The sequence below is a fragment of the Gammaproteobacteria bacterium genome (assembly GCA_013214945.1).
In the GTDB taxonomy this organism is placed as follows: Bacteria; Pseudomonadota; Gammaproteobacteria; order Enterobacterales; family Psychrobiaceae; genus Psychrobium.
The window spans coordinates 131,229-155,804 of record JABSRT010000001.1 but is presented as its reverse complement, the minus strand read 5'-3'; the positions used below and the strand labels follow the sequence as shown (position 1 = coordinate 155,804).

Sequence of the window (24,576 nt, the reverse complement as noted above, 5' to 3'; positions counted from 1 at the left end):
TCAAAAAAATCGCATTGCTACAGATAATGCGTAATGCCACTGCCCGATAGTCAATTGTGTGGACTGTTGCTCTACTTCCTGCTGCGCTTTCATTTAAAAGCGCAGCAGGAAATAGTAGAACAGCAACATATTTGATCGTTTTCCACGGCATCTAAGCATTGACACCATCCATCCAACCAATGCCAATTGCAGTATTTTTTGCCGTTTTTTGGATCGGCCCCCACTCTACTCCGCTGCTGATTAGCCGAATTTACAGCTTTTCGACCTCCTATGTCTTTGTCGCTGTTCCCATGTTTGTTCTGATGGCTGCGATACTTGACCGATCTGGCATTGCTAGGGATCTGTTTAATGCCATGCGCTTGGTCGGCGGTAAAATACGCGGCGGTGTGGCTGTTCAAACCCTAGTAGTCGCTGTGTTCCTTGCCGCTATGTCTGGTATTATCGGCGGCGAAACTGTATTACTGGGTTTATTAGCACTGCCACAGATGTTGCGCATGGGATACAACCGTAACCTTGCAATTGGTGTCGTTTGTGCCGGTGGCGCTCTTGGCACTATGGTTCCCCCTTCGATCGTATTGATTATCTACGGCTTAATCGCCAACGTCTCTATTGGCGACCTATTTACGGCCTCTTTTGTTCCGGGTTTCTTACTAGCATCTTTTTATGTTATCTACGTTCTGGTGCGCTGTTATTTAGATCCAAGCCTTGCTCCCATTGCCGATGAAGAAGAATTATCGATGAGCAGTGCCGAAAAATGGAAAATTATGAGTGGCGTCGCCTTGCCTGTTGCGGTGGCTTTCACCGTTTTGGGCAGTATCTATGCAGGCATCGCCTCAGTCACAGAAGCCGCTGGCATTGGTGTAGCAGGGATCACTATCTCCACTTGGGTCCGCGGCGAGCTCAACTGGGAGCTGATGCGTGAAAGTGCCAAACAGACCTTACGGACTTGCGGCATGATAATCTGGATCGGCATCGGCGCGACTATGATTGTGGGAGTCTACAATTTGATGGGTGGCATGCGCTTTGTGGAGAATTTAATTCTTAACTTTGGCGACGGTAGCCCACTGTCTATCCTATTGTTGATGATGGCAATTTTGTTCCTGTTAGGCCTGTTTCTCGATTGGGTCGGCATCGCATTGTTAACCATGCCAGTATTTGTGCCTATCATTATTCAACTAGGCTATGACCCTATTTGGTTTGGCGTAGTGTTCTCGATGAACATGCAAATATCATTTCTAACTCCACCCTTTGGCCCTGCCGCATTCTACCTAAAGAGTGTCGCACCACCCGATGTAACCTTGGCTCACATTTTCCGCGCTGTGTTGCCCTTTATCGGCTTGCAGGTATTAGCACTTACATTGCTAGTCACCTTCCCCGTGTTGGCACTGTGGTGGCAATAAATACGCTGAGATAAATAACGATAACCACCGGGAGGTGGTTATCAATTCTGACTAAAAATTGGGAGGTAAACTGGGGACAGCCATAACTATATTATTGATTTAACTGTAATTGAACCACGTTTAAGCATTAAAGTCATCTATGTCCTATACTCTCCAGTGCTACATACGACTAGCTGAGGTGATATATGACCCGCGCAAGACATTCTCAAATTGATTTAACCGCCACCAGTTTTTATCACGTTATCAACCGTTGTGTTCGTCGCAGTTATTTATGTGGAGATGATAATGTTAGCGGTAAAAACTTTGATCATCGTAGGCAGTGGCTAGTTGATCGCTTTACCACCTTATCTGATGTTTTTTCAATTAATATCGCAGCTTATGCGGTTATGAGCAACCACTACCATCTGGTGCTTCAAGTAGACAAGTTTACCGCTGAGACTTGGTCAATGGATGAAGTAATCGATCGCTGGTATCGATTGTTTAATGGACATTTATTAGTAGACCGCTACTTAACTGAGGATAAAATAAGCCCTGCTCATTTTAACGCGGTAAAAAAGCTAGTTGAGTTATGGCGAGCAAGGCTTTACGACATATCGTGGTTTATGAAGTGCTTAAATGAACACATTGCTCGACAAGCGAATAAAGAAGATAAATGCACCGGGCGTTTTTGGGAAGGCCGCTTTAAATCTCAGGCGTTACTTGATGATATAGCCCTGCTGAGTTGCATGGCATATGTTGATTTAAATCCTATTAGAGCGGGCATTTCATCAAATATATCTCAAAGTGACTTCACTTCGATTCAAAAACGAATTGCCCAATATAAATCCCATCAAAAACAACAAACCAAGCACAACCATGACATCACTGTAGCCGCTCAACCCAAAACTTTACTACCCTTTGCTGGTACCGATCACACCAAAGCTATTCCATTTAACTATAGAGATTATTTTGAATTGGTTGATTGGAGTGGCCGCCACGTTGCTCCTAATAAATCGAGTTATATCAACCTAGAAGAACCGACATTATTGACGACACTGGGTATCGATGAAGACGACTTTATTACAGCAGTTAAACATTTCAGACGACAGTATGGCAGCTTTGCTGGCTCCACTGAACATTTACGTGACTTTGCCCATAGTCACGGTAAAAGCTGGTGTAAGCATCCCAGCTAAGCTAAGCAATTCATTACAAAAACCCCAAGAAGGTGAGAGTAATCTCAGGCTCCGCTTTATCCAAAATTTAGTCCAACCTTAATAAATGCATTCTAGTAGATGGATTTGAGCCTAATTCGTAAGATAGCACCGCGTAGGGGCTAGTTCAGATAGATCTACCACCAGCACCATTGTTTGTATATCAACTATTTAGTAATGGCTGTCCCTTGTTGAAAAATCCATTTTAAGGTATCAAATGTTGATAAGGGGCTTCGTTAAACCAGTCTGCCAGAAAAGTCATCAGCGCTTTTATACCTCGGCTAACTTGCACATCGGGGTGAGCCACCAGCCAACATTCTAAAGGGGGTAGCTGAAAATCAGCTAATATTGGTGTCAGTTCCGTGTAATGTTCCCCAATTGGAACTTGGCATACAGCTATACCAGCTCCTGCACGCATTAACCCTAGTTGCGTTAAAAAACAATCAGTACGTAAAGAAAAATCATCTGCAGACATGTCCAAGCCAGCATCACCGGCTTGATTTATAAAGATGAGATTCTTATCAAAACCAATAAGGTTGTGGTTCTTCAGTTCTTCTATACTTTTAGGCATACCGAAGTTTTCAATATAGGATTTGTGAGCATAAAAACCGAGTTGAATATCTGGCAAGCGTCGACAGACTAAATCGGGTTCGCTTGGCTTGAACATTCGCAGAGCAATATCGGCGTCTCTCTTATGGAGGTTTGTTGAAAAATTATTCACGTCAATTTCAAGTTGTAGCTTCGGATGTAATTGTCCAAACGCGGTTAACGCCGGCGGTAAAATATACGCAGCCATGATCTGGGTAGCACTCAATCTTATTGCCCCAGTAAATTCGGTACTGGTACCTTTGATCTGACGATCAAATTGATCTGCCGCTAACGACATTTTCTGTGCAGTTTCTACTAGCTCAGCCCCAGCATCGGTTAGCCGCAATCCAGTCGTTGAGCGCTGGAACAGGCTGAGCTTGGTCTGGCGTTCCAATAATTGAATATGCCGGCTCAAAGTTGGCTGAGATATGCCTAACTCCCTCGCTGCAGCAGACACGCTACCTAACTCTGCAACCGTTAAGAAATGCCGAATTTGTTCCCAACTTACCCTATCCATTTTCGTATACCCATCATGAGCTAACGCAACTTCCATATTTAAAGATGTATACCCATACTACATGGGATCAAATACAAAACGATGAAGATAGATCATTTAAATGTTTATAACACAGATATATTTGCTCTTCCCCTTTTAACTTAAACGAAAATCAATCGCTTAACCAATTACTGACTAGGAAATAAGGAAAAATATATATGTTAATTTCAAAACGATCTCTTTGGTTTTTAATGCTCCTGTTTGCTATTGGTGTTTCGGGTTATTCAGTAAGTCTGTTCTTTATCCCTGAAATGGGGGCGCCTTTTATTAAAGAGCGGCTAGAGAGCGGCGCGGTGGCAACTTATATTCACCTTAGCAGTGCTGGTATTGCTCTGACTCTTGGTGTTTTTCAAATGAGCACTTGGCTACGTTCCCGTTATTTGAAACTTCATCGATTTACTGGTCGTTTATATCTATTAGCAGTATTGCTAGGTGGGTTATCTGGATTACAAATGGCAACGATTGCCCAAGGCGGTTTATTGGCTAAAACGGGGTTTGCCGCTCTGGCCGTTTTATGGATATATACCGGGTTTATGGCTTACTCAACTATTCGACAAGGCAATGTAGTTGGCCACCGAAATTGGATGATGCGTAATTTCAGCCTGACTCTAGCAGGCATAACGCTACGGATTTATCTTGGTATAACTCTGGGGGCTTTGCAAATGGATTTCATGGTCGTATACCCATATATAGCGTGGGCATGTTGGCTGCCAAACTTACTCGTAGCACAATTATTTTTTATCACTAAAAATAGCGCACTAACGAATAGGCTTGTGCCAAGTATTTAGAAAGAAGAATACAGATAGTTATGCCTGTCCCTTGTTGAAGACTTTGTTTAATACTTAGTGCAGGCTTTTAATTTCGCTGTGCAGTATTTCATCCGCCGGCAGTGTTGATAGCGGCACTTGTGGATCGATGGGGATTTGGCCCGATAACTGCAATGTTAAATAACGCATGCAACAGACGCGTAAAAAGGAACTAAAATTACCCAAATCGTGTCCGGCATCGATAGATTCGTGATAGAGTTTAGTCAGTAACTGCGGGATATTTAGCTGGTCCCGGTGACCAATTTCAGTCAGTGCCAACCAAAAATAGTTCTCTAGCCGGACACTAGTGACCATGCCATCAATCCGAAGCGACTTGGTACTTGAACTCCACAAGTCAGCATCGGCACCAATAAATAACTTACACATATCATCCCCAATAAAGAGGCGGGACGTATCGCCCCGCCAGAGTATTAGCCGTCAGTTTTTTGCAATAGCAGCTGAAATTGTGCCAGCCATGCAGGGTGTGCAGGCCATGCTGGTGCAGTAACAAGATTACCCTCAGTCACTGCACTGTCGATAGCGATATTGGCATACTTTGCGCCACTTTGGGTAATTTCAGGTTCGCAGGCGGGATATGCCGAGCAAGTTCTTCCTTCTAGTACTCCTGCGGCCGTTAATATTTGCGCGCCATGACAAACCGCGGCAACGGGTTTGTTGCTGGTGAAAAAGTGCCTGACCATCGTGAGAACTTGTGGATTCAACCGCAGATACTCTGGCGCTCTACCGCCCGGGATCACCAATGCGTCGTACTGCTGCGGGTCAATGTCGTCAAAACTGGCATTTAAGGTAAAGTTATGACCACGCTTTTCGGTGTAAGTTTGATCACCTTCAAAATCGTGAATGCAAGTAGCTACAGTATCGCCGCTGCGTTTGTCGGGACAAACAGCATCAACACTATGCCCCATGGCAATCAAGGTTTGAAATGGCACCATAGTTTCATAGTCTTCGGTAAAATCTCCAGTAATCATCAGTATTTTTTTATTTATCATTGCTGTGCTCCTTGTGATTATTTGGATCAATATAACAACGGACGATTGCCACTAGGTATTAATTGGCTACTACATCGCCAAAAATACAGCGACCATCACAGCAACTAATTTTGGTAAACGCCATAAAATCACACTACTTAGTCCTGCTTTAAGAAGTCTAACAACCGCTTTATGTTACTGGTGGCGGGTACATTGCCAGCCCACAACGCGTTTAATGGTATAGCTTGCGCTCGCCAGTGTGGCAATATATGCACCAACTGTCCCTTTTTTATTAAGTCTTCGACTTGATAGTCGCCGAGCGTTGCTAAGCCAAGCCCTAGTTGACAAAATTGGCTCATTGCACTGACATTATCAACACTCACTTGATGCGAAAAAGTTAGCTCTTTGACTTGGTTGTTCGCATCATAAAACTTTCGGACATTGGGCAGTTGTGCCAGCTTAATCCAATGCCAGTGTGCTAAGTCGTCAATGTGCTGGGGTTGATCGTGTTGGTTGTAATATTCTGGAGTGCACACTAGCAAGCGTTTAATTTCACCCAAACTTTTAGACTTAAGGTTGCTGTCTTCAAGAGCACCAGCCCGAATAGCAATATCGATACCTTTTTCAATGATATTTTCGCGGTTATCACTAAAAGATAAACTTAAACGTATTTTCGGATAACGCTTTGCAAACTTCGCAAGTTTTATATTAAGCGCAGAGTTAGCTAAGGCCGACGGTAAAGATATTTTTAACTGCCCTGTTGGCTCAACACTCGCGCCACCAAGTTGTTCAATGCCTTGCCTTGCAGCGCTTAACATTTCAACCACACTTCGATGAAACAACTCACCTTGACAAGTCATTGATAAGTGGCGAGTTGAGCGATAAATTAATGCAACACCTACCCGTTTTTCTAGTTGTGAAATATGATAACTCACCACCGATGGCGCTAAGTTCAATTCTTTAGCGGCCGCTCTAAAAGAGCCCATTTTGATTACTTCGGCAAAAATAGCCATGGCTTTTAAGTCATTAATCATCACATTGTTCTATTTAATCGAATTATAAATTTCAATTAAAGCAGCTAGTCGTACATAGAGCAATTAGCTAGAGTAATAAAAAAATTTGGAAAGCTGTTATGACACTTATTATTGCGATGTTCGCTTTTTCTTTATCAATGTCAATCTCGCCCGGGCCAGTCAACTTGATTTGTTTATCGAGTGGGCTTAATTATGGTTTTAAACGAACCCTACCCTTTATCAGCGGCGCCACTGTTGGTTTTGTGTTGTTATTAACGACCATTGGATTAGGGCTTAGTACGATAACCAGTGAGTATTCACTGGTCTTTAATACGTTAAAGTATTTAGGTAGCGCCTTTATCGGCTATATGGGTATTAATGTTTTCTTATCCGCAGGAAAACTCGAGATCAATAAAAACTATGCGGCCAAGCCAACCTTTAAACAAGGGCTGTTGTTACAGTGGTTAAACCCTAAAGCTTGGGTTGCCTGTATGGCTGGGTCTGCGGCATTTAACGCCGCTAATTCTCCAGAGACCTTGGGCTTATTTGTGACTATCTACTTTATGGTATGTTATTGCGGCATCGCTTGTTGGGCATTGGTTGGGGTAAAAATAAGTAAGCTGCTAACCCAGCCTAAACAGCTTAAAATTATAAATCGACTCATGGGCATAGCACTTGGCGCTGTCGCCATTTATTTGAGCGTTATTTGATCTACTGTAAAATGGCCCAGGACTGGAGCCAACTGACTAAAATAGCAAACGTGCATCTGTAATCTAAATATGACGACTCTTATGTTTGTTAAGAACGCCGCTTAAGTAGACAAATAGGATTAAGAATAAAAATAAATTTACCATTACATGGTAGAAACGCATACCATCTAACGGCTCTAATATAAAATTAAATACTGGCAGCTTATTTAAGATAAAAAATAGCAAGATTGTCGTCGTTAAAAACGAATAGATATAATACCTTGTTCTTCCAAACGTGCAAATCAACAACGTACTAAATACAGAGAATAGAAAAAGAAGTGGTAACTGTACCCACACTATCAAAAAAACAGTTTCAACAGTTTCATTTAAGCCGTTTATCCCAAACAAAAATTTCGTCAATTCAGCATAGAGTAAAACCCAATTTTGATTGATTATCGTAAGCGACTCGCCATTTAATAATAAACAAGTCACTATTCCCATTATAACTGACAACAATTTCACTTTTCACCACTCTTATAAATTAAAACGTCCATTTAATGAACAAAATTTCGCGACTAAGCACCTTACTAAGCTTTATCACCGTAACGCGCCATTATCTTGTAATAGCTTATAAATCTCTTGTGCCATTTTTCGATACCCTTGTTGATTGAAGTGGACATGGTCCGACTTTAACTGGGGGCTGGTCTGTAAATTTCGAATAAGCGAGCCATCAAAAACCAAGTCATATTGATCGGCGCCTTCCTGATAAAAAGGCGCAGAATTAGAAAATAGCTTCTTCTGTGGGATGCCAATCAGCGCCACAGGTACGCCTTTGCTAGCTCCAACATGTTTTTTATATTTTATCAGGATTTATATTTCTTAAAATATCATTGCCACCGTGGATCAATATCAGTAAATCGGCAGAACTTTGTTTGAGTTCCCCTGATAACCTTTTAAGCCCACCATCGCTGACCTCACCTGATACTCCAGCATTAACAACCCTAATTCCACTGAGCTGTTCAAGAGTTACAGGGTAGCTATTGGCGGAGGTGGTTCCGACACCGAGGGTCAAACTGTCGCCAAAGGCTAAAGGCTAAAGTGGTACCATTCGCACTGATAAGCTCTAATTTTGGTGAACCACATCCCGATAGAACAATTGACATCAACAAAACCATAAAGTTTCTAATCATGTACTTCTCTTTGCCCGAACTGCTTGTTTATTAACCTACGCTTCCATAGTACCTTATAGCTGGCTGTTCTGACTACTTTTAAATTTTTTATGTTGATTAAAAACAGGACCTTATTAAATTTTAGCCATTCAACCAATTAGAACTAGAATTTAACTTTAAGATTAGAATTTAGACAGAAATTTACAATGTGGCAACACATCTCATCGACCGTTGATCTACTAATGGCCCGCTAAAGCAAACCCGATCTCGATATATATTAGGTGTCTGGTCACTATAAAATGGATTTTTAGCGTCATGTAAATCGCCATGATAAAAATAGCGCTGGTTAAACAGCACTATTTTTGCCTCAAAATCCATAAACCTTGCCACGTATTTATCGAAACTGGGCGAAATCGCCACCAATACATTACCAATGTAATTTCTAACACGAGAAGACGATGGGCTCACCTCGCGATTATTGGCTATTTCAATGGCAAACTCGGCGGGTGTCAGTGCGGCCAATCTCTCTAACCGAGTGAAAAATGGTGCAGTAGCGTTAATTGACATATTAGGTTTGTAAAGCATTCGGGTGATCCAGCCCGGAAAATTAGCACCAAGCTCAAAAAAATCTGGGTTTTTGTCTAATCGCTTGAAAGTATAATAAGTCATTGCGAATTCTCTGGCACTAATCAAGCTAAAGTCTTTTTCAGCTTCACTCAAGGCATTAATCTGCTTGATGCTGCCATTACCGTTTGAATTGTTAAGCATAATACTTGCGACATCGAGTATTTCAGACAGTTTACTTAAAAACACCAGTTTGCCAATCAGGTTATCTTGCAAGGCTAATGAGTGTCTAAGTGCCTTTAAATGCACGAATAAAGCATTAATCGCTGGTTGAACCTGACCGGATTGGTAGGTTGATATCGCCAAAAGTACCGTTAAACGACTTGCCGTCGCAAGGTATGTATATGCTGGATATTGCTCTGAAATAGTCGGTTTAGTCAGCGTTGTGTATTCACTAAAGCGATGAAATATATTGGCACGCTGCACCAAAATTTGATGCTGTTTATAGAGCTTATTAAGATCACTGTCACTATTAAAAAGAGTCTCTAAACAACCCACTTGCCACGTTTGACAAAAAAGCGGGCCTTGTGGCAGCGATATTTTGTTAATGTCTGGATAGGCCACCACCCGATATGAGTCGTCAGTTTGCGCGCGTTGGAACTGATCGAACATCGCTTGTCCAACAACGGATGGCTGCTGGTTTTCACTGGCGTAAATGCCCGTTAAGAAGAGAAAAGCCTCACTGCTTGTCGTTGGGTCTATTGCGCTGATAAGCTTGGTTGACTCAGCGCTAAGCTTATCATCAACCTGCAATGCAGCCGCTACTGCAATCAGCAATAATATAATGATTAACAACGACTTTTTAAGCAAGATAGCGCGCTTTTCTAAGCTGAAGTGACCACTTTGGCATAAGATGATTTTTCTATGTCAAGCACTTCAACCGTTAATGAAGTCGCTGTTAAGCTTAACTTTTCAAGCTCGGCTAATATCAATTTAGCTAACATCGTTCGTTGTTCTAAACTGCGCCCAGATAAAATTTTAGCGGTGATATGAACAAAAGGCGCTTTAATAGGACCTGACTGATAATGATCAAAACCAATGGTTCTGGTTTTTATGTCGGCATCAGAAAATAATTGCGATTTTTTAGCCCCGTCATACACCGCTTTAAGCAAGCTTAACGGTGCTAAATCATTCGAATGTTCAATAATACAATGTGGCATGGCTAACGTTCCTGTGGAAGTAACTGGCGTTGGACGATCGGTGTTCAATCCAAAATATTATTATTGGCCAGCTGTTATCAGTCAACCGTTATCAGTCGGCATACTCCGCCACATTGTCCGTAAATCACCGCAGGTTAATTAGTCTTGGCTCTGCCATGCTTCAAATGTGAGTGCAATCGTTTCTTGTTCAGTGTTTAACCAAATCTCGCCACCTTGAATTGTAAATTGTAAATTCATGGTTCGCTCAGCCGCATTAGCCAACGCAGTCATCGATTCGTCATCTAAGAAATAAACTGACAAGTTTTTGTATTTTGCGGCGGTAGATTTTTGCTGCTTCCACCAGTTTTTAGCTGAATTTTCACCGTAGGTATAGATAACAGCTTGCTTACCACGCACACTGGATTTTTTGATTCGTTTTTCATCTGGGGTGCCAAGATCAACCCATAATTCAATTTCGTCGCTGTAATTAACTTGCCATAAGTCAGGCTCGTCTTCATCACACAGCCCTTTGGTGAACGTTAGTCGTTCATTGGCATTAACTGCCCAAGCAACGACACGTAACATCATGCGTTGCAGGGTTTCAGATGGGTGCAGTGCAATCGTCAGGCTTTGATCGAGATAGACTTCTCTATCCATATCGGCAACATTAACATTTGCCTTATAAATTGTTGCTTTTTGTGCCATTTTGTTACACTCGTATTTCAAATGCGCTATCTTACTCCAATTGTGTTTACTGTCTAGGTTTTTACTGCTTGAGCCTAATCCGTAAGCTAATTTTGCAAAACATGGGCCATAGATCAATGACAAAAAAATTAACGGTTGAATTATTACTGACAGGCAACGAATTAATGTCTGGTGATGTTGTCGACAGTAACTCAGCAATGATCGCACAACAACTTAGCTTGCTGGGGCTTGAAGTTTCTCGTCGTGTTACGGTAAAAGACAATCTGTCGTTGCTGACCGAAGAAATTATCAGCCAATCGCGCCGCGCTGACATCTTAATTATTAACGGTGGCTTAGGGCCAACCATTGACGACATGACAGCCCAAGCATTAGCTGGGGCTGCCAACACCGCGTTAGTTGTTCACCCACTGGCGCTCGAACAATTGAGCCAATGGTGTGAAAAACGCGGTTATCCGCTTAACCAAGCCAACAAAAAACAAGCTATTTTGCCTCAGGGCTGTGACATTATCGACAATAAAACGGGCAGCGCGCCAGGTTTTATTGTTCAGCTCAACGGCTGTGCTATTTACACCACGCCTGGAGTGCCTCATGAACTACGCACCATGCTTAGCGAGCAAATCAGCCCTATAATATCTCAAACGTTTGATCTCAGCAGCACCACAGATGTCACAAAGTTTCAGGTATTTGGCATTGGTGAGTCAACCATTCAAGAGCGAGTAAGCAACCAGTTAGCTGATTGGCCTGATGATATCGAGTTGGGGTTTCGCGCCGCAATGCCACTGATTGAAATAAAGTTGACCACAGATTCCGAGCAAGGTCATCGTAATAAAGCACACTGGCAACACAAGGTTAAACAATTATTAGGTGGCCATGTGGTTGGCGATAATAAAACCAGCCTCGGCCAAGCGTTAGTAACAGCGCTGGCTGAGAAAAATAAAACAGTGACCTTTGCTGAGTCTTGCACTGGCGGTTTAATGTCGTCGCTGATCACTGAAGTAGCTGGTAGTTCTGGCGTGTTCCACGCCGGTTTTGTGACCTATTCCAACCAAATTAAATCAAAAGTCATTGGAGTAGCGCCGCAAACATTACTAGATCATGGCGCAGTCAGTGAACAAGTCGTATTAGAAATGGCGCAAGGCGCGCTAAGTATGAGCGAGTCTGATTATGTGGTGGCAGTTTCAGGCATTGCTGGCCCTAGCGGCGGCAGTGATGACAAGCCAGTCGGTACCGTCTGGCTTGCTTGGGGCGATAATTCAAAAATGCATAGCTTGGGTTTGTGCATTGCTATGCCGCGCCGCGCCTTTCAGCAATATGTAGCCTCGGTCGGGCTCGATTTAATTCGCCGCTTGGTATTAAATATTAATGACATCCCCTACTACGTCGTCCAACGCCAAATAAAGTAACGCAGCAACAACTATCCTGATACAGGGCAACGACTAAAAATACGACTGAAATAACGTAGTACCGATGTCGGCCAAGATCAATCGTAGCGAGAGCGAACTTGAGCTGGCATCGAGTTTAACTGCTGTTCAACCATCACATTGAAAGTGTTGAGCAGTGGTTCAAAGTTCAAACTATCACCTTCTAACTCAGTCAGTAACTGATAACAGGCTTCAACAGTTGAAAGGCTGTCACTTCTTGACGATTTCCGAATTCGGTAATTGCTTTGATCGCTCGGCGTGATGCCAATACACGGCAATGACTGTAATAGCGGGTTAAGGCAATATATTTTATAGGCCTTTTTCCAGCTGCCATCGAGCACAATAATTGTAATATGACTTAACTTAACACTGCTGTCGGCCTCAAGTTGTTGTTTCAACTGACGGGGACTAATGGCGTTGTCTTGTGGATATAACAACAGCACCTGCTGGTCATTATTAAATAACGCGTTAAATTCGTCATTAGCGCTAAAATCTTCACCGATCATAATTTGACGATGAGTTAAACTCAGCTCGACTATTTTCGCGGTGCCTTTGGCATGTTTCACTTCGCTCGGGTGCTGTAATATAACGAGCTTGACCTGATTATCGAGTGACTTAATCGTGTGACAAAAACACGCCACTGGCGCTCGTAAACAGTGTGCACAACGTGCTCTTTTATTCATTAATTGGGTTCTCGGCTTACGCTTTGCAGCTTTCGTGAGTATAGTAACCTAAGTTTAAGTGCATTAGATCTTCTAAGGGTTGGTTTATTAAGATGTTATTTTCAGTTCGGTCCAAATTATTATTCGCAAAAACACTCACGCCGCAAGGACTCACTATGTGTGCATTGATGGTTATTGCAATGGTTTTAGCGCTATTTCAGCCGATGGTACAACCAGCACTTGAATTTAATCACGAACTCATTAGCAATGGCCAATACTGGCGCTTGCTCACCGGAAACTTTTTGCACACCAACGGCTGGCATTTGTTGTTTAACCTCGCGGGTCTGGTTTTGTTACATTTATTATTTGGTCAATATTTCAGTGCGCGAAGTTTGCTCGGTTTCACCATAATTAATGCCAGCAGTGTCGGCCTGTTGTTGTATTTTTTCAGCCCTGACATCACCTATTACGTCGGTTTGTCAGGTTATCTACATGGCTTATTCGTGGTTGGCTGTTTAAGTGAAATAGACCACGGTATAAAAACCAGTTACCTGTTGCTCGGCGCTATCGCGGCCAAAATTTACTATGAACAAACCTCAGGTGCATCGGCACAAATGAGCGAACTGATTAATGCCAATGTCGCGGTTGACGCCCATTTATACGGCGCCATTGCCGCTCTGCCAATATTTTTGGTTTATTGGTTATATCGTCGCAGCCTAGCGCGTTAGCAATAAATCATTAAGTGCGGCGACATCGTCACGAATTTTAGCCGCTTCCTCAAATTCTAAATTGCGGGCATGCTCAAACATTTCTTGTTCAAATTTCGCAATTTGTTGCTCCAGTTCTTTGTTTGATGACGTCAAATATTGCGCAGTAACATCGGCTACTTTATCGACCACATCGTTCTGACCGACATCGAGCATGTCTGTTACTTTCTTATTGAGACCTTTGGGAGTAATGCCATGTACAAGGTTGTATTCATGCTGGAGTTCACGCCGTGCAGTGGTCGAATCAATCGCCTTTTGCATTGATTTGGTAATTTTATCACCGTATAAAATCGCGCGACCGTTTAGGTTACGCGCGGCACGACCAATAGTTTGAATCAACGAACGCTCAGAGCGTAAAAAGCCTTCTTTATCAGCGTCGAGGATTGCCACCAATGAGACTTCGGGCATATCAAGACCTTCTCGCAACAAGTTAATCCCGATTAAGACATCAAACTTGCCTAAACGTAGATCACGGATTATTTCGATTCGCTCAACCGTGTCGATATCGGAATGCAGATAACGGGCCCGTACACCATGATCATCGAGATATTCGGCTAAATCTTCCGCCATCCGTTTAGTCAGTGTTGTGGCTAACACCCGTTCGTCAAGGGCGACACGAAGGTGTATTTCACTAAGTAAATCATCAACCTGGGTAGATACCGGTCGCACTTCAATTTGAGGATCAAGTAAACCCGTTGGTCGAACAACTTGACGCGCGACTTCGCCATTAGACTTGTTCATTTCATAATCGCTTGGCGTTGCTGAGACATAAATTGTTTGCGGCGAAATCGCTTCAAATTCTTCGAATTTTAAGGGCCTATTATCAAGTGCAGACGGTAGTCTAAAGCCGTATTGCACCAGATTCTCTTTGCGCGATCTGTCGCCTTTATACATCGCGCCTATTTGTGGCACGGTGACGTGCGATTCATCAATAATTAACAGCCCGTCACTTGGCAAGTAATCAATTAAGGTTGGTGGCGGCTCGCCCGGTGCCCGACCTGATAAATAGCGCGAATAGTTTTCAACGCCCGAGCAATAACCTAGTTCATTCATCATTTCGATGTCATAACTAACCCGCTCAGTGATCCGCTGTAATTCAATCGCTTTATTTAAACTGCGGAGCTGCCCTTGGCGCTCAGCCAATTCGGTTTTGATGTGCTCAACCGCCGCCAGAATTTTTTCGCGCGGTGTCACATAGTGAGTTTTGGGATAAACCGTAAAGCGGGCAACCGTTCGTTCAACCGCGCCAGTGAGCGGATCAAACAATGAAATTCGCTCAACTTCATCGTCAAACATCTCTACGCGCATCGCAAGCTTGTCAGAGTCAGCGGGGAACACATCTAACACTTCACCACGGACTCTAAAAGTGCCCCGCGCAAAATCAACATCATTACGCTTGTATTGCAATTCGGCTAAGCGGCGTAAAATACTCCGTTGTTCCATGACCTCACCCACGCGGAAATGCAATAACATTTTCATGTAGGATTCTGGGTCGCCCAAACCATAAATGGCAGATACCGAGGCAATCAACACAACATCTTTACGCTCAATGAGTGCCTTAGTCGCTGATAATCGCATTTGTTCGATATGGGCATTAACCGCGGCATCTTTCTCAATAAAGGTATCACTAGCCGGCATATAGGCTTCGGGCTGGTAATAATCATAATAAGAAACAAAATACTCAACCGCATTTTCAGGAAAAAATTCTTTCATTTCACCATACAGTTGCGCGGCTAACGTCTTATTAGGTGCCAAAATTAAGGTCGGGCGCCCAGTGTGAGCAATAACATTAGCCATGGTGTAGGTTTTACCCGAGCCAGTCACCCCCAGTAATGTTTGGTGAGCCAGACCCGACTCAAGGCCATCTATTAACTGGGCAATGGCAGTGGGCTGATCGCCCGCTGGTTTAAACTGCGAATGTAATTTAAAGGTCACGCTGATTTCTCATTTATCGATACTATGTCGTTAGTGGTGTCTGGCAGTGATTGGTGACAACGTGCAAGCTGGCGTGACAATGTCGCATAAGCGATGATGCCAGAAAAACCACATGCTAGTGCTACGCCAACAAAAAGACCCGTTATACCATTGATTTGACCGCCAATATAAACAAAAGGCACCAACAACACAAACAATCGGATAATATTGAGTTTAAGGGCAGACAATGGTTTATGAAGCGCATTAAAGGATGAGTTACTCAATATGGTGACGCCAATTAAGCCATGGGTTATCGGTACAATCATCAGGTAGCTGACAATTATTTCAATAACTTTAGGATCATCAGCAAATAACTGGGCAATCGGCTGCGCACTAAGCATTAATATTAAATAGACCAATAATTGCCACCACAGTACAAATTTAACGCTGGTATTGTACCCTAGTTTTACGCGGTTATATTGCCCTGCCCCATAGTTTTGGCTAATAAAAGGTGGCAAAGACATCGACAGTGCCAAGACGAAAATAAGCGCAAATGATTCAACCCTGCTGCCAACCCCAAATGCCGCCACCGCTTCGCTACCATAAGAAGCGACCATCGCGGTCACGATACTGGTGGCAATCGGGGTCATCATATTAGAAGCCGCTGCAGGTAAAGCTATCACTAACACCTTTTTGGCAGAATCTATGCTTTGCGCTAGCGAATAGCCCCAACCTAGCATGTTATAGGTGGTGGTCAGGCGATAGAAAACTAAGATGCAGCTAACGATACTTGCAATAATGCTGGCCAGTGCAGCCCCTGTAATACCCATTGGCGCAATGGGGCCATAACCAAATATTAATAGCGGGTCGAGTAACGCATTAATTAACGCGCCCAGTGCCATCACTTTCGCCGGCGTTTTAGTATCACCTGACGCGCGCATCACCGAGTTACCAACCATTGGCATGATCACAAAAACACTACCCAATAACCAAGGCGTCATATATAAACTAATTAAAGTAATGTGCGCTGGCGTGGCACCCAACGCCGTGAAGATTGGTGTTAACACCGACCATACTAATAATGCAACGCCATAGATAAGCACCATCGACAAAATCAGGGCTACCGTTGCATGTTGACGAGCATTAGCTTTATCCTTTTGGCCCAAGGTTATTGCAACGACAGCCGATACACCGACACCAAGGCCAATTGCCAAGCTAATGATAATAAAAGTCACCGGGAAGGTAAAACTAAAAGCAGCTAACGCTTGCGTGCCAAGTAAACTAACAAAGAACGTGTCGACTAAATTAAATGACATTAACATCATTAAACCGAACATCATCGGGATAGTCATATTTTTCAAGGTAGGTTTAACTGGACCGGTTAATAACACCGAAGAATTCATATTGCTCGCAACTTATAATGGCTAGAATGTAAATTTTAACAGAAAGACCAATAACAATGAACAATCAAGCCAAGCTTAACCCCGCAAAATTTGACTTTATTCTATTCATTTTTTGAATAAATAACAGCCTATCTAATTATTGTTTTTGGACTTGTTACCCAGGCCGATTGACACAAATTAACCTGTTGAATTTTAAAGAAAAACATCACCTGTACAAAAAACAACTATATCATCGCCAAGCCGCATGGGCACTGGCTTAGCCGCGCTTATAAATTTCCATGAACATAGTTATCCACAGATTTAGTGGATAACTATGCTCAGCCCTTTAATTATCAGTGCTTCGCTATTACAACTAATATTTTGATTAAGTCGGTATAAAATTTCTTTTATATCAATTTAGCTAACTATCACCATTTCATTTGTTTTTTGTTATGAGATAGTTTCCCAACGCAATATCTAGAGCAATATACTATTGTATAATCAGCGAGACTCATTGGATAAATGGTAAGTATCACTTTTGATCTCGCTAATTCTAAACTTTGGCCATTAGTTAAGTGTCAAAAAATTACTTAAACAGGGTTTATTTAACTAGCGTTAAAAACTTAAGGCTAAAAAATAGACTATTTCGTGTTTTATTGGCTAGTAATGCAACTAATTGCTTAAGTGTCAGCCAAACAGTGACTTTTTTGAAATTAGCCTGTTGACAGTTATCAATCAAGACTTTAATATGCGCTCCGTCTTACAGACAAAGGTTCAACAGCAGCACGGACGGCAGTAATGCTTAAGTATTGTATTAACCTTAGAAGTGGACAAGTTATCCCTGACAGTCCTGATGGTAAAACATCTATGTATTAGATTGGATGATGAAAAATGATTCCCCGATAGTTCAGTTGGTAGAACGCCGGACTGTTAATCCGTATGTCGCTGGTTCGAGTCCAGCTCGGGGAGCCAAAATCTAGATTTTAATATCTGTATATTATATAAGATATTGAAAATACATATTTTAAGTAGTATCTTGTTTGGGATTGATTTTGACGTTTATCGATAACCTAGGTTATTTATGAATTAATTATCAATAGTTTGTAAGATTAACTTAAATACTTTGTAGTTCCCTGATAGTTCAGTTGGTAGAACGCCGGACTGTTAATCCGTATGTCGCTGGTTCGAGTCCAGCTCGGGGAGCCAATTTCAAAACACCCTCCTGTAATAATTTTCTCGTATAAAATCCCGCAATCGTAAATAAATAACATCTAAAGAAGTCCACTATCTTTATCTGTATCTTCATCACCTTTTAACGATTAAGTAATGCCTCTAGTACTGCTCGCTATGCAAATATCAATCCTCGACAAAATTAATCGCCATTAAAAATAATATCCCCCTGATTACTGCTTTATAGATCGCTTAATAACAAATTCTAAATTAGCTAAAATCTTTGATAAATGTAACTTTTTTGTAAATTTTAACGCCCAAACTACGACCAGCTCTTTTATCTGACCTGTGCACCAATTTGTTTCATCAATTTGTTAACTCCCTTCACTATATGTGGTTGTTTCCAGCGCAAGAAACGCGGATAATAGCGCCATAATTTTATAAAAAACAAATCTACAATGGTCGAGTATCTTTTACTGTTAATTAGCACGGTGCTGGTTAATAACTTTGTCTTAGTCAAATTCCTTGGCTTGTGCCCTTTCATGGGGGTTTCAAGTAAGTTGGAATCGGCCATTGGCATGTCTATGGCAACCACATTTGTGATGACCGTTGCGTCATTATGCAGCTATCTCGTTAACGAATACCTGCTGGCACCGTTTGGGCTTGAATATTTACGGACCTTGAGTTTCATTTTGGTCATTGCGGTTGTCGTGCAATTTACTGAAATGGTCGTTAGAAAAACCAGTCCAACGCTTTATCGCATGCTCGGGATCTTTCTACCGCTTATCACCACTAATTGCGCAGTGCTCGGCGTAGCCTTACTCAATGTTAATGAACAACATAACTTTGTCGATTCGATTGTTTATGGCTTTGGCGCGGCACTCGGGTTCTCGTTAGTGCTCATCATGTTCTCTGCGATGCGTGAACGCATAGCAGCAGCTGATGTGCCACTGCCTTTTAGGGGCGCGTCTATTGCAATGATCACGGCCGGATTAATGTCGCTTGCCTTTGCAGGTTTCACCGGGTTGGTGAAGTAAGATGGAATTTTTATTAATTGCCATTGTGGTTTTAACTGTCTTAGCGCTAATTTTTGGTGCCCTACTTGGTTTTGCTTCCATAAAATTTAAAGTAAAAGAAGATCCTGTTGCTCAAAAAATTGACCTTATTTTACCGCAAACTCAATGTGGACAATGTGGTCACCCCGGCTGTCGACCTTATGCCGAAGCCGTTGCAAACGGTGAAGCTATTGATAAATGTGCACCCGGTGGTCAGGCGACCATAGTGCAAATAGCCGATTTAATGGGGGTGCCAGTTCCTGAAAAAAATAGTGATGAAGCGGCCCCAGTAAAAACCGTGGCCTTTATCATTGAAGATGACTGTATTGGCTGCACTAAATGTATCCAAGCCTGTCCGGTTGATGCCATTTTAGGCACCACCAAGCAAATGCACACGGTAATAGCCGATGAATGTACAGGCTGCGATCTGTGTGTTGAGCCCTGCCCGGTTGACTGCATTGAAATGCGCCCAGTCGCTACTACCCCGAAAAATTGGAACTGGCAATTAAATGCTATCCCCGTAAAGCAGTTGGAGTCTTGACTTGAAAACAATCCTTAACCTAGTCGATGACGGACAATTGTGGCAGTTCCATGGCGGTATAAAACCACCAACACGCAAAAAATTAACGCACAAAGTCAGCATTAGTGAATTGCCGCTGCCCCAGCAATTATTTTTATCTTTGTCACAACATATTGGCCAAGCAGCTATCCCAGTGGTGGCTGCAGGTGACTATGTCACAAAAGGACAATTGCTGGCGAAGCAAGACGGCTTTATTTCGGCGGCCATTATCGCGCCAACCTCTGGTACCATCAGCGACATCAGGTTGCACAATAATACCCACGCGTCGGGCATTCAAGCCTCAACCATTATTTTAACCCCTGATAAGCTCGAGCAATGGCGTGAGCAACAGCCGCTAACATTGAACGACGACAAGTCGGTATTACTGGAAAGAATACAACTGTCAGGCATTACCGGCTTGGGCGGTGCTAGTTTCCCGACCGCGGTAAAACTAGCAGCCACAGCCGCGATTGATTTTTTAATTATCAATGGCGCCGAATGTGAGCCCTATATCACCGCTGATGATTTATTGATGCAAGAGCGTAGCGATAGCATCGTCGCTGGCATCGAAATAATGCACAAACTATTGTCGCCACAACGGGTCATTATTGCGATTGAAGATAATAAGCCACTGGCAATAGCCGCGCTTAAGCAAGCCGTTAAAAAGGTAGCAGACCGACTCACGATTATTGTTCGCTCAATTGCGACTATTTACCCGGCCGGTGGTGAAAAGCAGCTGATTGAAATGCTCACCAGCAAACAGGTGCCTAGCGGTAAAATTCCCGCCGATATCGGCATTGTGATGCAAAATGTTGCCACAAGTTACGCGGTAGCCCAAGCCGTGTTAGCAGATATTCCCTTACTATCACGAATAGTTACCGTCACGGGTGATTTAGTCAATAAGCCGGGCAATTACGAAGTTCTTATTGGTACGCCGATTGAAACTTTGTTAAAACACGCTGAGTTTAAAGCCCAGCCTCAGCAAAAAATAATTATTGGCGGCCCAATGATGGGCTTTGCTTTGCACCATATTGATGCTCCGGTGGTTAAATCAACCAATTGCGTCATTGCCGCAAGTAAACATGAACTGCCAGAGCCGCCACCGGAGCAAAACTGTATTCGCTGTGGCGATTGCGAGCAGGTTTGTCCGGCTAATTTGTTACCGCAGCAATTACAGTGGTATGCCAAAGATCAAGATCAAGCCAAATTACTCGATCATGACCTGTTCGACTGTATTGAATGTGGTGCCTGTGCCTTTGTCTGCCCTAGTGCTATTCCTTTGGTCCAGTATTATCGCGTTGCCAAGGCTGAAATACGTCAAACTAACGAAGATAAACGTCAAGCAGACCGCGCTAAAGAGCGTTTTGAGCAACGTAACCTACGATTAGAACGCGACAAAGAAGAACGAGCGCAGCGCAGCAAAAAAGCAGCGGAAGCACGGCAGCAAGCAATGGCTAAAACCTCTGCAGGCGATGCTGTTGCCGCCGCGTTAGCCCGAGTGAAAGCCAAAAAGGCTGCAGCGCAGCAAACCGACGCCCCGAGCGATAGTGGCAAAGACCGGGTTGCCCAAGCCATTGCGCGTGCAAAGGCTAAAAAAGCGCAACAGCCAGGTCAGCAAGCCGTGCCAACTAGCGACAGCCCTGCACCCGTAACAGCTACAAACCATTCAGATGCAGCGCCATCAACTGGCAATGCTCAAAAAGATCGAGTAGCAGCGGCCATTGCCCGCGCTAAAGCAAAAAAATCTCAAGCCCAGCCTGAGCAATCAGAGTTAGCCAGTAGCGGCGCAGCAGAAGAAGATCCTAAAAAGGCTCGCGTCGCTGCGGCAATAGCGCGTGCTAAAGCAAAGAAAGCTGCTGCGCAAGCCGATACACAGCCAGTAGAAACAATTGAAGCTGACTTATCAGTCAAATCAACAAACGAACTTGAGTCAAATGTTGAGCCGATACTCGAGCCAAGTGCTGAGCCAGCAATAGATCCACAAAAAGCTCGTGTCGCCGCAGCAATAGCACGTGCTAAAGCAAAAAGAGCCGCCGCGCAGGCTGATACACAACCAGTAGAAACAGCTGAAGCTGACTTGTCTGTTACAACAAGCGAACTTGAATCAAGTGTTGAGCCAGCGGTAGATCCACAAAAGGCCCGAGTCGCCGCAGCAATAGCACGTGCTAAAGCAAAAAGAGCCGCCGCTCAAACAGAGCAGCAGCCGAAAACCCTAGCACCTGATTTACCTGCTGAGCCTATAGGTACAACGGAGCAAGCTAGTGCGCAGAATCCAGCGGCCAGCGACGACAAAAAAGCACGGATAGCTGCAGTCATTGCAAAAGCTAAAGCAAAGAAACTCGCTCAGCAAACTGACCACAACAATAACCTCGACCAGACTTAACAGGTAAGCTTTATGTATTTATCAGTGACTCCGTCACCACACCGCCATGGCAATACGAACACTGCCAGCATCATGCGAAATGTTATTCTGGCGACCTTGCCAGGGATCTTAGCGCTGGTTTATTTTTTTGGTTACGGTGTGCTTTTTCAAATTGCCATTTGTGTTGCGACCGCTATCGCCAGTGAAGCCGCTATTTTAAAATTGCGAAATAAAAATATTCGGGTCCACCTGAGTGACAATACCGCGCTGCTAACAGGTTTGTTGATTGGCATTGCGATCCCGCCGCTAGCCCCTTGGTGGATTGGTATCATCGGCACTAGCTTTGCGATCATTGTCGCCAAACAATTATACGGTGGCCTTGGTTTTAACCTCTTTAACCCAGCAATGATTGGCTATGTCTTGTTACTTATTTCATTTCCTGTTGCGATGACCAATTGGCTGGTACCACTTGAACTGAGTCAGTTTAGCCTGAGTATTGCTGACTACATTTCAGCCATCGCGACCGGTTACACCACCTCAGGGCTGACCGTAAACGAATTAAGGCATGGCCTTGACGGCGTAACAATGGCGACCCCACTTGATACCCTAAAAACAGATTTAACTTTAGGGCTAACCAGTGGCGAAAGTCAGTCTAAAGCTATTTTTGACAATATTGCCGGAGTCGGTTGGCAATGGGTAAACATTGCGTTTGCGCTTGGTGGCCTAGTGTTACTAAAAATGGGGATTATTCGCTGGCATATTCCGGTTGCGGTTTTAGGCTCATTAGCGGTTTGCTCATTAATTGGTATCGTACTTGATCCTGACGCCAATGGTTCGCCACTGTTTCATCTTTTTAGCGGCGCGACCATGCTTGGGGCATTCTTTATTGCAACCGATCCGGTAACAGCGGCGACCAGCAATAAAGGCCGGATCTTGTTTGGCCTGATGATCGGTTTTTTAACCTATATCATCCGAACGTTTGGTGGCTTCCCTGATGCTTTTGCTTTTGCCGTATTACTTGCCAATATGACGGTGCCAGTAATTGACTACTATTCAAAACCAACCACTTATGGCCGAGGCAGTAACAATGAATAAAATAATCAGTAAAAATGGCCTGATTTTGGCTGGTTTTGCGCTGGCTGTAACCAGTGTTGTCGCTATTACCGAACTGCTAACCAAAGACGAAATAGCGCGCCAAGAGCAAAAACAATTATTAAAAGTGCTCGATCAAGTCATTGAGCCTACTAGCTACAACAATCAATTATTTATGGCGTGTGTGCCAACGCAATCTCAGCAGTTCCTTGGCAGTGAAAAAATACAACGGGCATTTTTAGCCTTTAAAGATCAAAAACCTATTGCCGCCGCCATAGAAACCATTGCGCCAAATGGCTACAGCGGCAATATCTATTTGGTGGTCGGCATCACATTCGATGGCATGGTGACAGGCGTTAGAACCTTAGCCCATCAAGAAACCCCAGGGCTGGGTGACAAGATTGAACGGGCAAAATCAGACTGGATTACCTCCTTTAATCAACTTAAAATAACCAGTCATAAAGATCCACTGTGGCAAGTAAAAAAAGATGGTGGCCAATTTGATCAGTTTACTGGTGCAACTATTACGCCTCGCGCGATTGTTGCTGCAGTAAAAAATAGCCAAATTTATTTTGAGTTAAACAAACAAGCGCTCTTTAGTAGCAAGCAACGTTGCGGAGAATTGTCATGAACCAATATGCAGAATTAACTTGGCAGGGTTTATGGAAAAACAACCCGGGTTTGGTGCAATTGCTTGGGTTATGTCCATTGCTGGCAGTAACCTCGACCTTAACTAATGCACTAGGCATGGCCATTGCTACCATGGCGGTATTAATTGGCTCAAATGCCACGGTATCACTGGTTAGGCAATGGGTACCGAAAGAAATCCGGATCCCAATTTTTGTGATGATTATTGCCGGTTTTGTGACGTGTATTCAGTTACTTTTTAACGCTTACGCCCATGGGCTCTATCAGTCGCTTGGTATTTTCTTACCACTAATTGTCACCAACTGTGTGATCATCGGTCGCGCAGAAGCTTTTGCCTCAAAAAATTCATTGTTACCTTCTATTTTCGATGGTTTCATCATGGGGCTAGGTTTTACCATCGTGCTGGTATTATTGGGCGCAATCCGTGAAGTATTAGGTCAAGGCACCTTGTTTGATGGCGCACAGCTACTGCTTGGCGATTGGGCTGTGTCACTGCGGATTGAGTTGCTGGAAATTGACCAATCATTTTTATTTATTATGCTGCCACCGGGCGCGTTTGTCGCAATGGGCTTTATTATTGCGCTAAAAAACTCACTCAATTCACGGGTTGAGGCTTTCGTTGAATCACCTGCTGTGGTCGAAAAGCCACAACGCGTTAGAATTAAGTGATGCCATT

General features: G+C 43.4%; 23 protein-coding genes, 2 tRNA genes and 1 pseudogene. 14 read left to right on the top strand and 12 right to left on the bottom strand.

Features of this window, described 5'->3' with window-relative positions:
- Positions 1-185: 185 nt before the first annotated feature.
- Positions 186-1,400, top strand: a pseudogene (locus HRU23_00745) (TRAP transporter large permease subunit).
- A 185-nt stretch (positions 1,401-1,585) separates the two neighbouring features.
- A complete protein-coding gene (locus HRU23_00740) occupies positions 1,586-2,572 on the top strand; it encodes a transposase (GenBank protein NRA52655.1) in 987 nt (328 codons plus the stop codon).
- A 223-nt stretch (positions 2,573-2,795) separates the two neighbouring features.
- Here HRU23_00740 and HRU23_00735 read toward each other — a convergent pair whose 3' ends face one another.
- Positions 2,796-3,695, bottom strand: a complete 900-nt coding sequence (locus HRU23_00735) for a LysR family transcriptional regulator (GenBank protein ID NRA52654.1) — start codon at positions 3,693-3,695, stop codon at positions 2,796-2,798.
- Between the two features lie 197 nt (positions 3,696-3,892).
- Here HRU23_00735 and HRU23_00730 point away from each other — a divergent pair, with 197 nt between their 5' ends.
- Positions 3,893-4,522, top strand: coding sequence for a DUF2306 domain-containing protein (locus tag HRU23_00730; GenBank protein NRA52653.1), 630 nt, complete (start codon positions 3,893-3,895; stop codon positions 4,520-4,522).
- 54 nt (positions 4,523-4,576) lie between these two features.
- Here HRU23_00730 and HRU23_00725 read toward each other — a convergent pair whose 3' ends face one another.
- The 3 genes from HRU23_00725 to HRU23_00715 form a co-directional block, all read right to left on the bottom strand.
- Complete coding sequence (locus HRU23_00725; GenBank protein ID NRA52652.1) at positions 4,577-4,927, bottom strand: ribbon-helix-helix domain-containing protein; 351 nt, start codon at positions 4,925-4,927, stop codon at positions 4,577-4,579.
- Between the two features lie 44 nt (positions 4,928-4,971).
- Positions 4,972-5,550 (bottom strand): DJ-1/PfpI family protein, encoded by a 579-nt coding sequence (locus tag HRU23_00720; protein NRA52651.1) that lies wholly within the window; start codon positions 5,548-5,550, stop codon positions 4,972-4,974.
- 137 nt (positions 5,551-5,687) lie between these two features.
- Complete coding sequence (locus tag HRU23_00715; GenBank protein ID NRA52650.1) at positions 5,688-6,563, bottom strand: LysR family transcriptional regulator; 876 nt, start codon at positions 6,561-6,563, stop codon at positions 5,688-5,690.
- Positions 6,564-6,661: 98 nt separating this feature from the next.
- Between HRU23_00715 and HRU23_00710 the strand changes: the two genes are divergently transcribed.
- Positions 6,662-7,252 (top strand): LysE family translocator, encoded by a 591-nt coding sequence (locus HRU23_00710; protein ID NRA52649.1) that lies wholly within the window; start codon positions 6,662-6,664, stop codon positions 7,250-7,252.
- A 576-nt stretch (positions 7,253-7,828) separates the two neighbouring features.
- Here HRU23_00710 and HRU23_00705 read toward each other — a convergent pair.
- The 5 genes from HRU23_00705 to HRU23_00685 form a co-directional block, all read right to left on the bottom strand.
- A complete protein-coding gene (locus HRU23_00705) occupies positions 7,829-8,053 on the bottom strand; it encodes a hypothetical protein (protein NRA52648.1) in 225 nt (74 codons plus the stop codon).
- A gap of 31 nt (positions 8,054-8,084) precedes the next feature.
- Positions 8,085-8,303: a hypothetical protein gene (locus HRU23_00700; protein ID NRA52647.1), complete on the bottom strand. Its 219-nt coding sequence runs from the start codon at positions 8,301-8,303 to the stop codon at positions 8,085-8,087.
- Positions 8,304-8,601: 298 nt separating this feature from the next.
- Positions 8,602-9,834 carry a hypothetical protein gene (locus tag HRU23_00695; protein NRA52646.1) on the bottom strand — a complete coding sequence of 411 codons (1,233 nt, stop codon included), beginning with the start codon at positions 9,832-9,834 and terminating at the stop codon, positions 8,602-8,604.
- A gap of 14 nt (positions 9,835-9,848) precedes the next feature.
- Positions 9,849-10,184, bottom strand: coding sequence for a 5-carboxymethyl-2-hydroxymuconate Delta-isomerase (locus HRU23_00690; GenBank protein ID NRA52645.1), 336 nt, complete (start codon positions 10,182-10,184; stop codon positions 9,849-9,851).
- Between the two features lie 138 nt (positions 10,185-10,322).
- The gene (locus HRU23_00685) at positions 10,323-10,868 is read right to left on the bottom strand and encodes a YaeQ family protein (protein ID NRA52644.1); all 546 of its coding nucleotides are present in this window, start codon (positions 10,866-10,868) and stop codon (positions 10,323-10,325) included.
- Between the two features lie 116 nt (positions 10,869-10,984).
- Here HRU23_00685 and HRU23_00680 point away from each other — a divergent pair, with 116 nt between their 5' ends.
- Positions 10,985-12,271, top strand: coding sequence for a CinA family nicotinamide mononucleotide deamidase-related protein (locus HRU23_00680; GenBank protein ID NRA52643.1), 1,287 nt, complete (start codon positions 10,985-10,987; stop codon positions 12,269-12,271).
- 77 nt (positions 12,272-12,348) lie between these two features.
- On the opposite strand, the gene HRU23_00675 is transcribed toward HRU23_00680, so the two are convergent.
- Positions 12,349-12,972: a DTW domain-containing protein gene (locus HRU23_00675; GenBank protein ID NRA52642.1), complete on the bottom strand. Its 624-nt coding sequence runs from the start codon at positions 12,970-12,972 to the stop codon at positions 12,349-12,351.
- A 155-nt stretch (positions 12,973-13,127) separates the two neighbouring features.
- Between HRU23_00675 and rrtA the strand changes: the two genes are divergently transcribed.
- On the top strand, positions 13,128-13,679 hold the full coding sequence (gene rrtA, locus HRU23_00670; protein ID NRA52641.1) for a rhombosortase: 552 nt from the start codon (positions 13,128-13,130) through the stop codon (positions 13,677-13,679).
- On the opposite strand, the gene uvrB is transcribed toward rrtA, so the two are convergent.
- Complete coding sequence (gene uvrB, locus HRU23_00665) at positions 13,668-15,659, bottom strand: excinuclease ABC subunit UvrB (GenBank protein ID NRA52640.1); 1,992 nt, start codon at positions 15,657-15,659, stop codon at positions 13,668-13,670. The genes rrtA and uvrB overlap by 12 nt on opposite strands.
- Positions 15,650-17,035 carry an MATE family efflux transporter gene (locus HRU23_00660; protein NRA52639.1) on the bottom strand — a complete coding sequence of 462 codons (1,386 nt, stop codon included), beginning with the start codon at positions 17,033-17,035 and terminating at the stop codon, positions 15,650-15,652. The genes uvrB and HRU23_00660 overlap by 10 nt, the downstream gene beginning before the upstream one ends.
- Before the next feature lie 875 nt (positions 17,036-17,910).
- Here HRU23_00660 and HRU23_00655 point away from each other — a divergent pair.
- The 8 genes from HRU23_00655 to HRU23_00620 all read left to right on the top strand — a co-directional run bounded on the left by HRU23_00655 (position 17,911) and on the right by HRU23_00620 (position 24,569).
- A tRNA-Asn gene (locus HRU23_00655) sits at positions 17,911-17,986 on the top strand.
- A gap of 158 nt (positions 17,987-18,144) precedes the next feature.
- Positions 18,145-18,220: transfer RNA gene (locus HRU23_00650), tRNA-Asn, on the top strand.
- 422 nt (positions 18,221-18,642) lie between these two features.
- Positions 18,643-19,221 carry an electron transport complex subunit RsxA gene (gene rsxA / locus HRU23_00645; GenBank protein ID NRA52638.1) on the top strand — a complete coding sequence of 193 codons (579 nt, stop codon included), beginning with the start codon at positions 18,643-18,645 and terminating at the stop codon, positions 19,219-19,221.
- Position 19,222: 1 nt separating this feature from the next.
- Positions 19,223-19,780, top strand: a complete 558-nt coding sequence (rsxB, locus tag HRU23_00640; protein NRA52637.1) for an electron transport complex subunit RsxB — start codon at positions 19,223-19,225, stop codon at positions 19,778-19,780.
- A gap of 1 nt (position 19,781) precedes the next feature.
- Positions 19,782-22,181, top strand: coding sequence for an electron transport complex subunit RsxC (gene rsxC / locus HRU23_00635; GenBank protein ID NRA52636.1), 2,400 nt, complete (start codon positions 19,782-19,784; stop codon positions 22,179-22,181).
- Positions 22,182-22,193: 12 nt separating this feature from the next.
- Positions 22,194-23,255 carry an electron transport complex subunit RsxD gene (rsxD, locus tag HRU23_00630; protein NRA52635.1) on the top strand — a complete coding sequence of 354 codons (1,062 nt, stop codon included), beginning with the start codon at positions 22,194-22,196 and terminating at the stop codon, positions 23,253-23,255.
- Positions 23,248-23,883, top strand: coding sequence for an electron transport complex subunit RsxG (gene rsxG / locus HRU23_00625; GenBank protein ID NRA52634.1), 636 nt, complete (start codon positions 23,248-23,250; stop codon positions 23,881-23,883). Before rsxD ends, rsxG begins: the two co-directional genes overlap by 8 nt.
- Positions 23,880-24,569: an electron transport complex subunit E gene (locus tag HRU23_00620; protein NRA52633.1), complete on the top strand. Its 690-nt coding sequence runs from the start codon at positions 23,880-23,882 to the stop codon at positions 24,567-24,569. Before rsxG ends, HRU23_00620 begins: the two co-directional genes overlap by 4 nt.
- Positions 24,570-24,576: the final 7 nt, after the last annotated feature.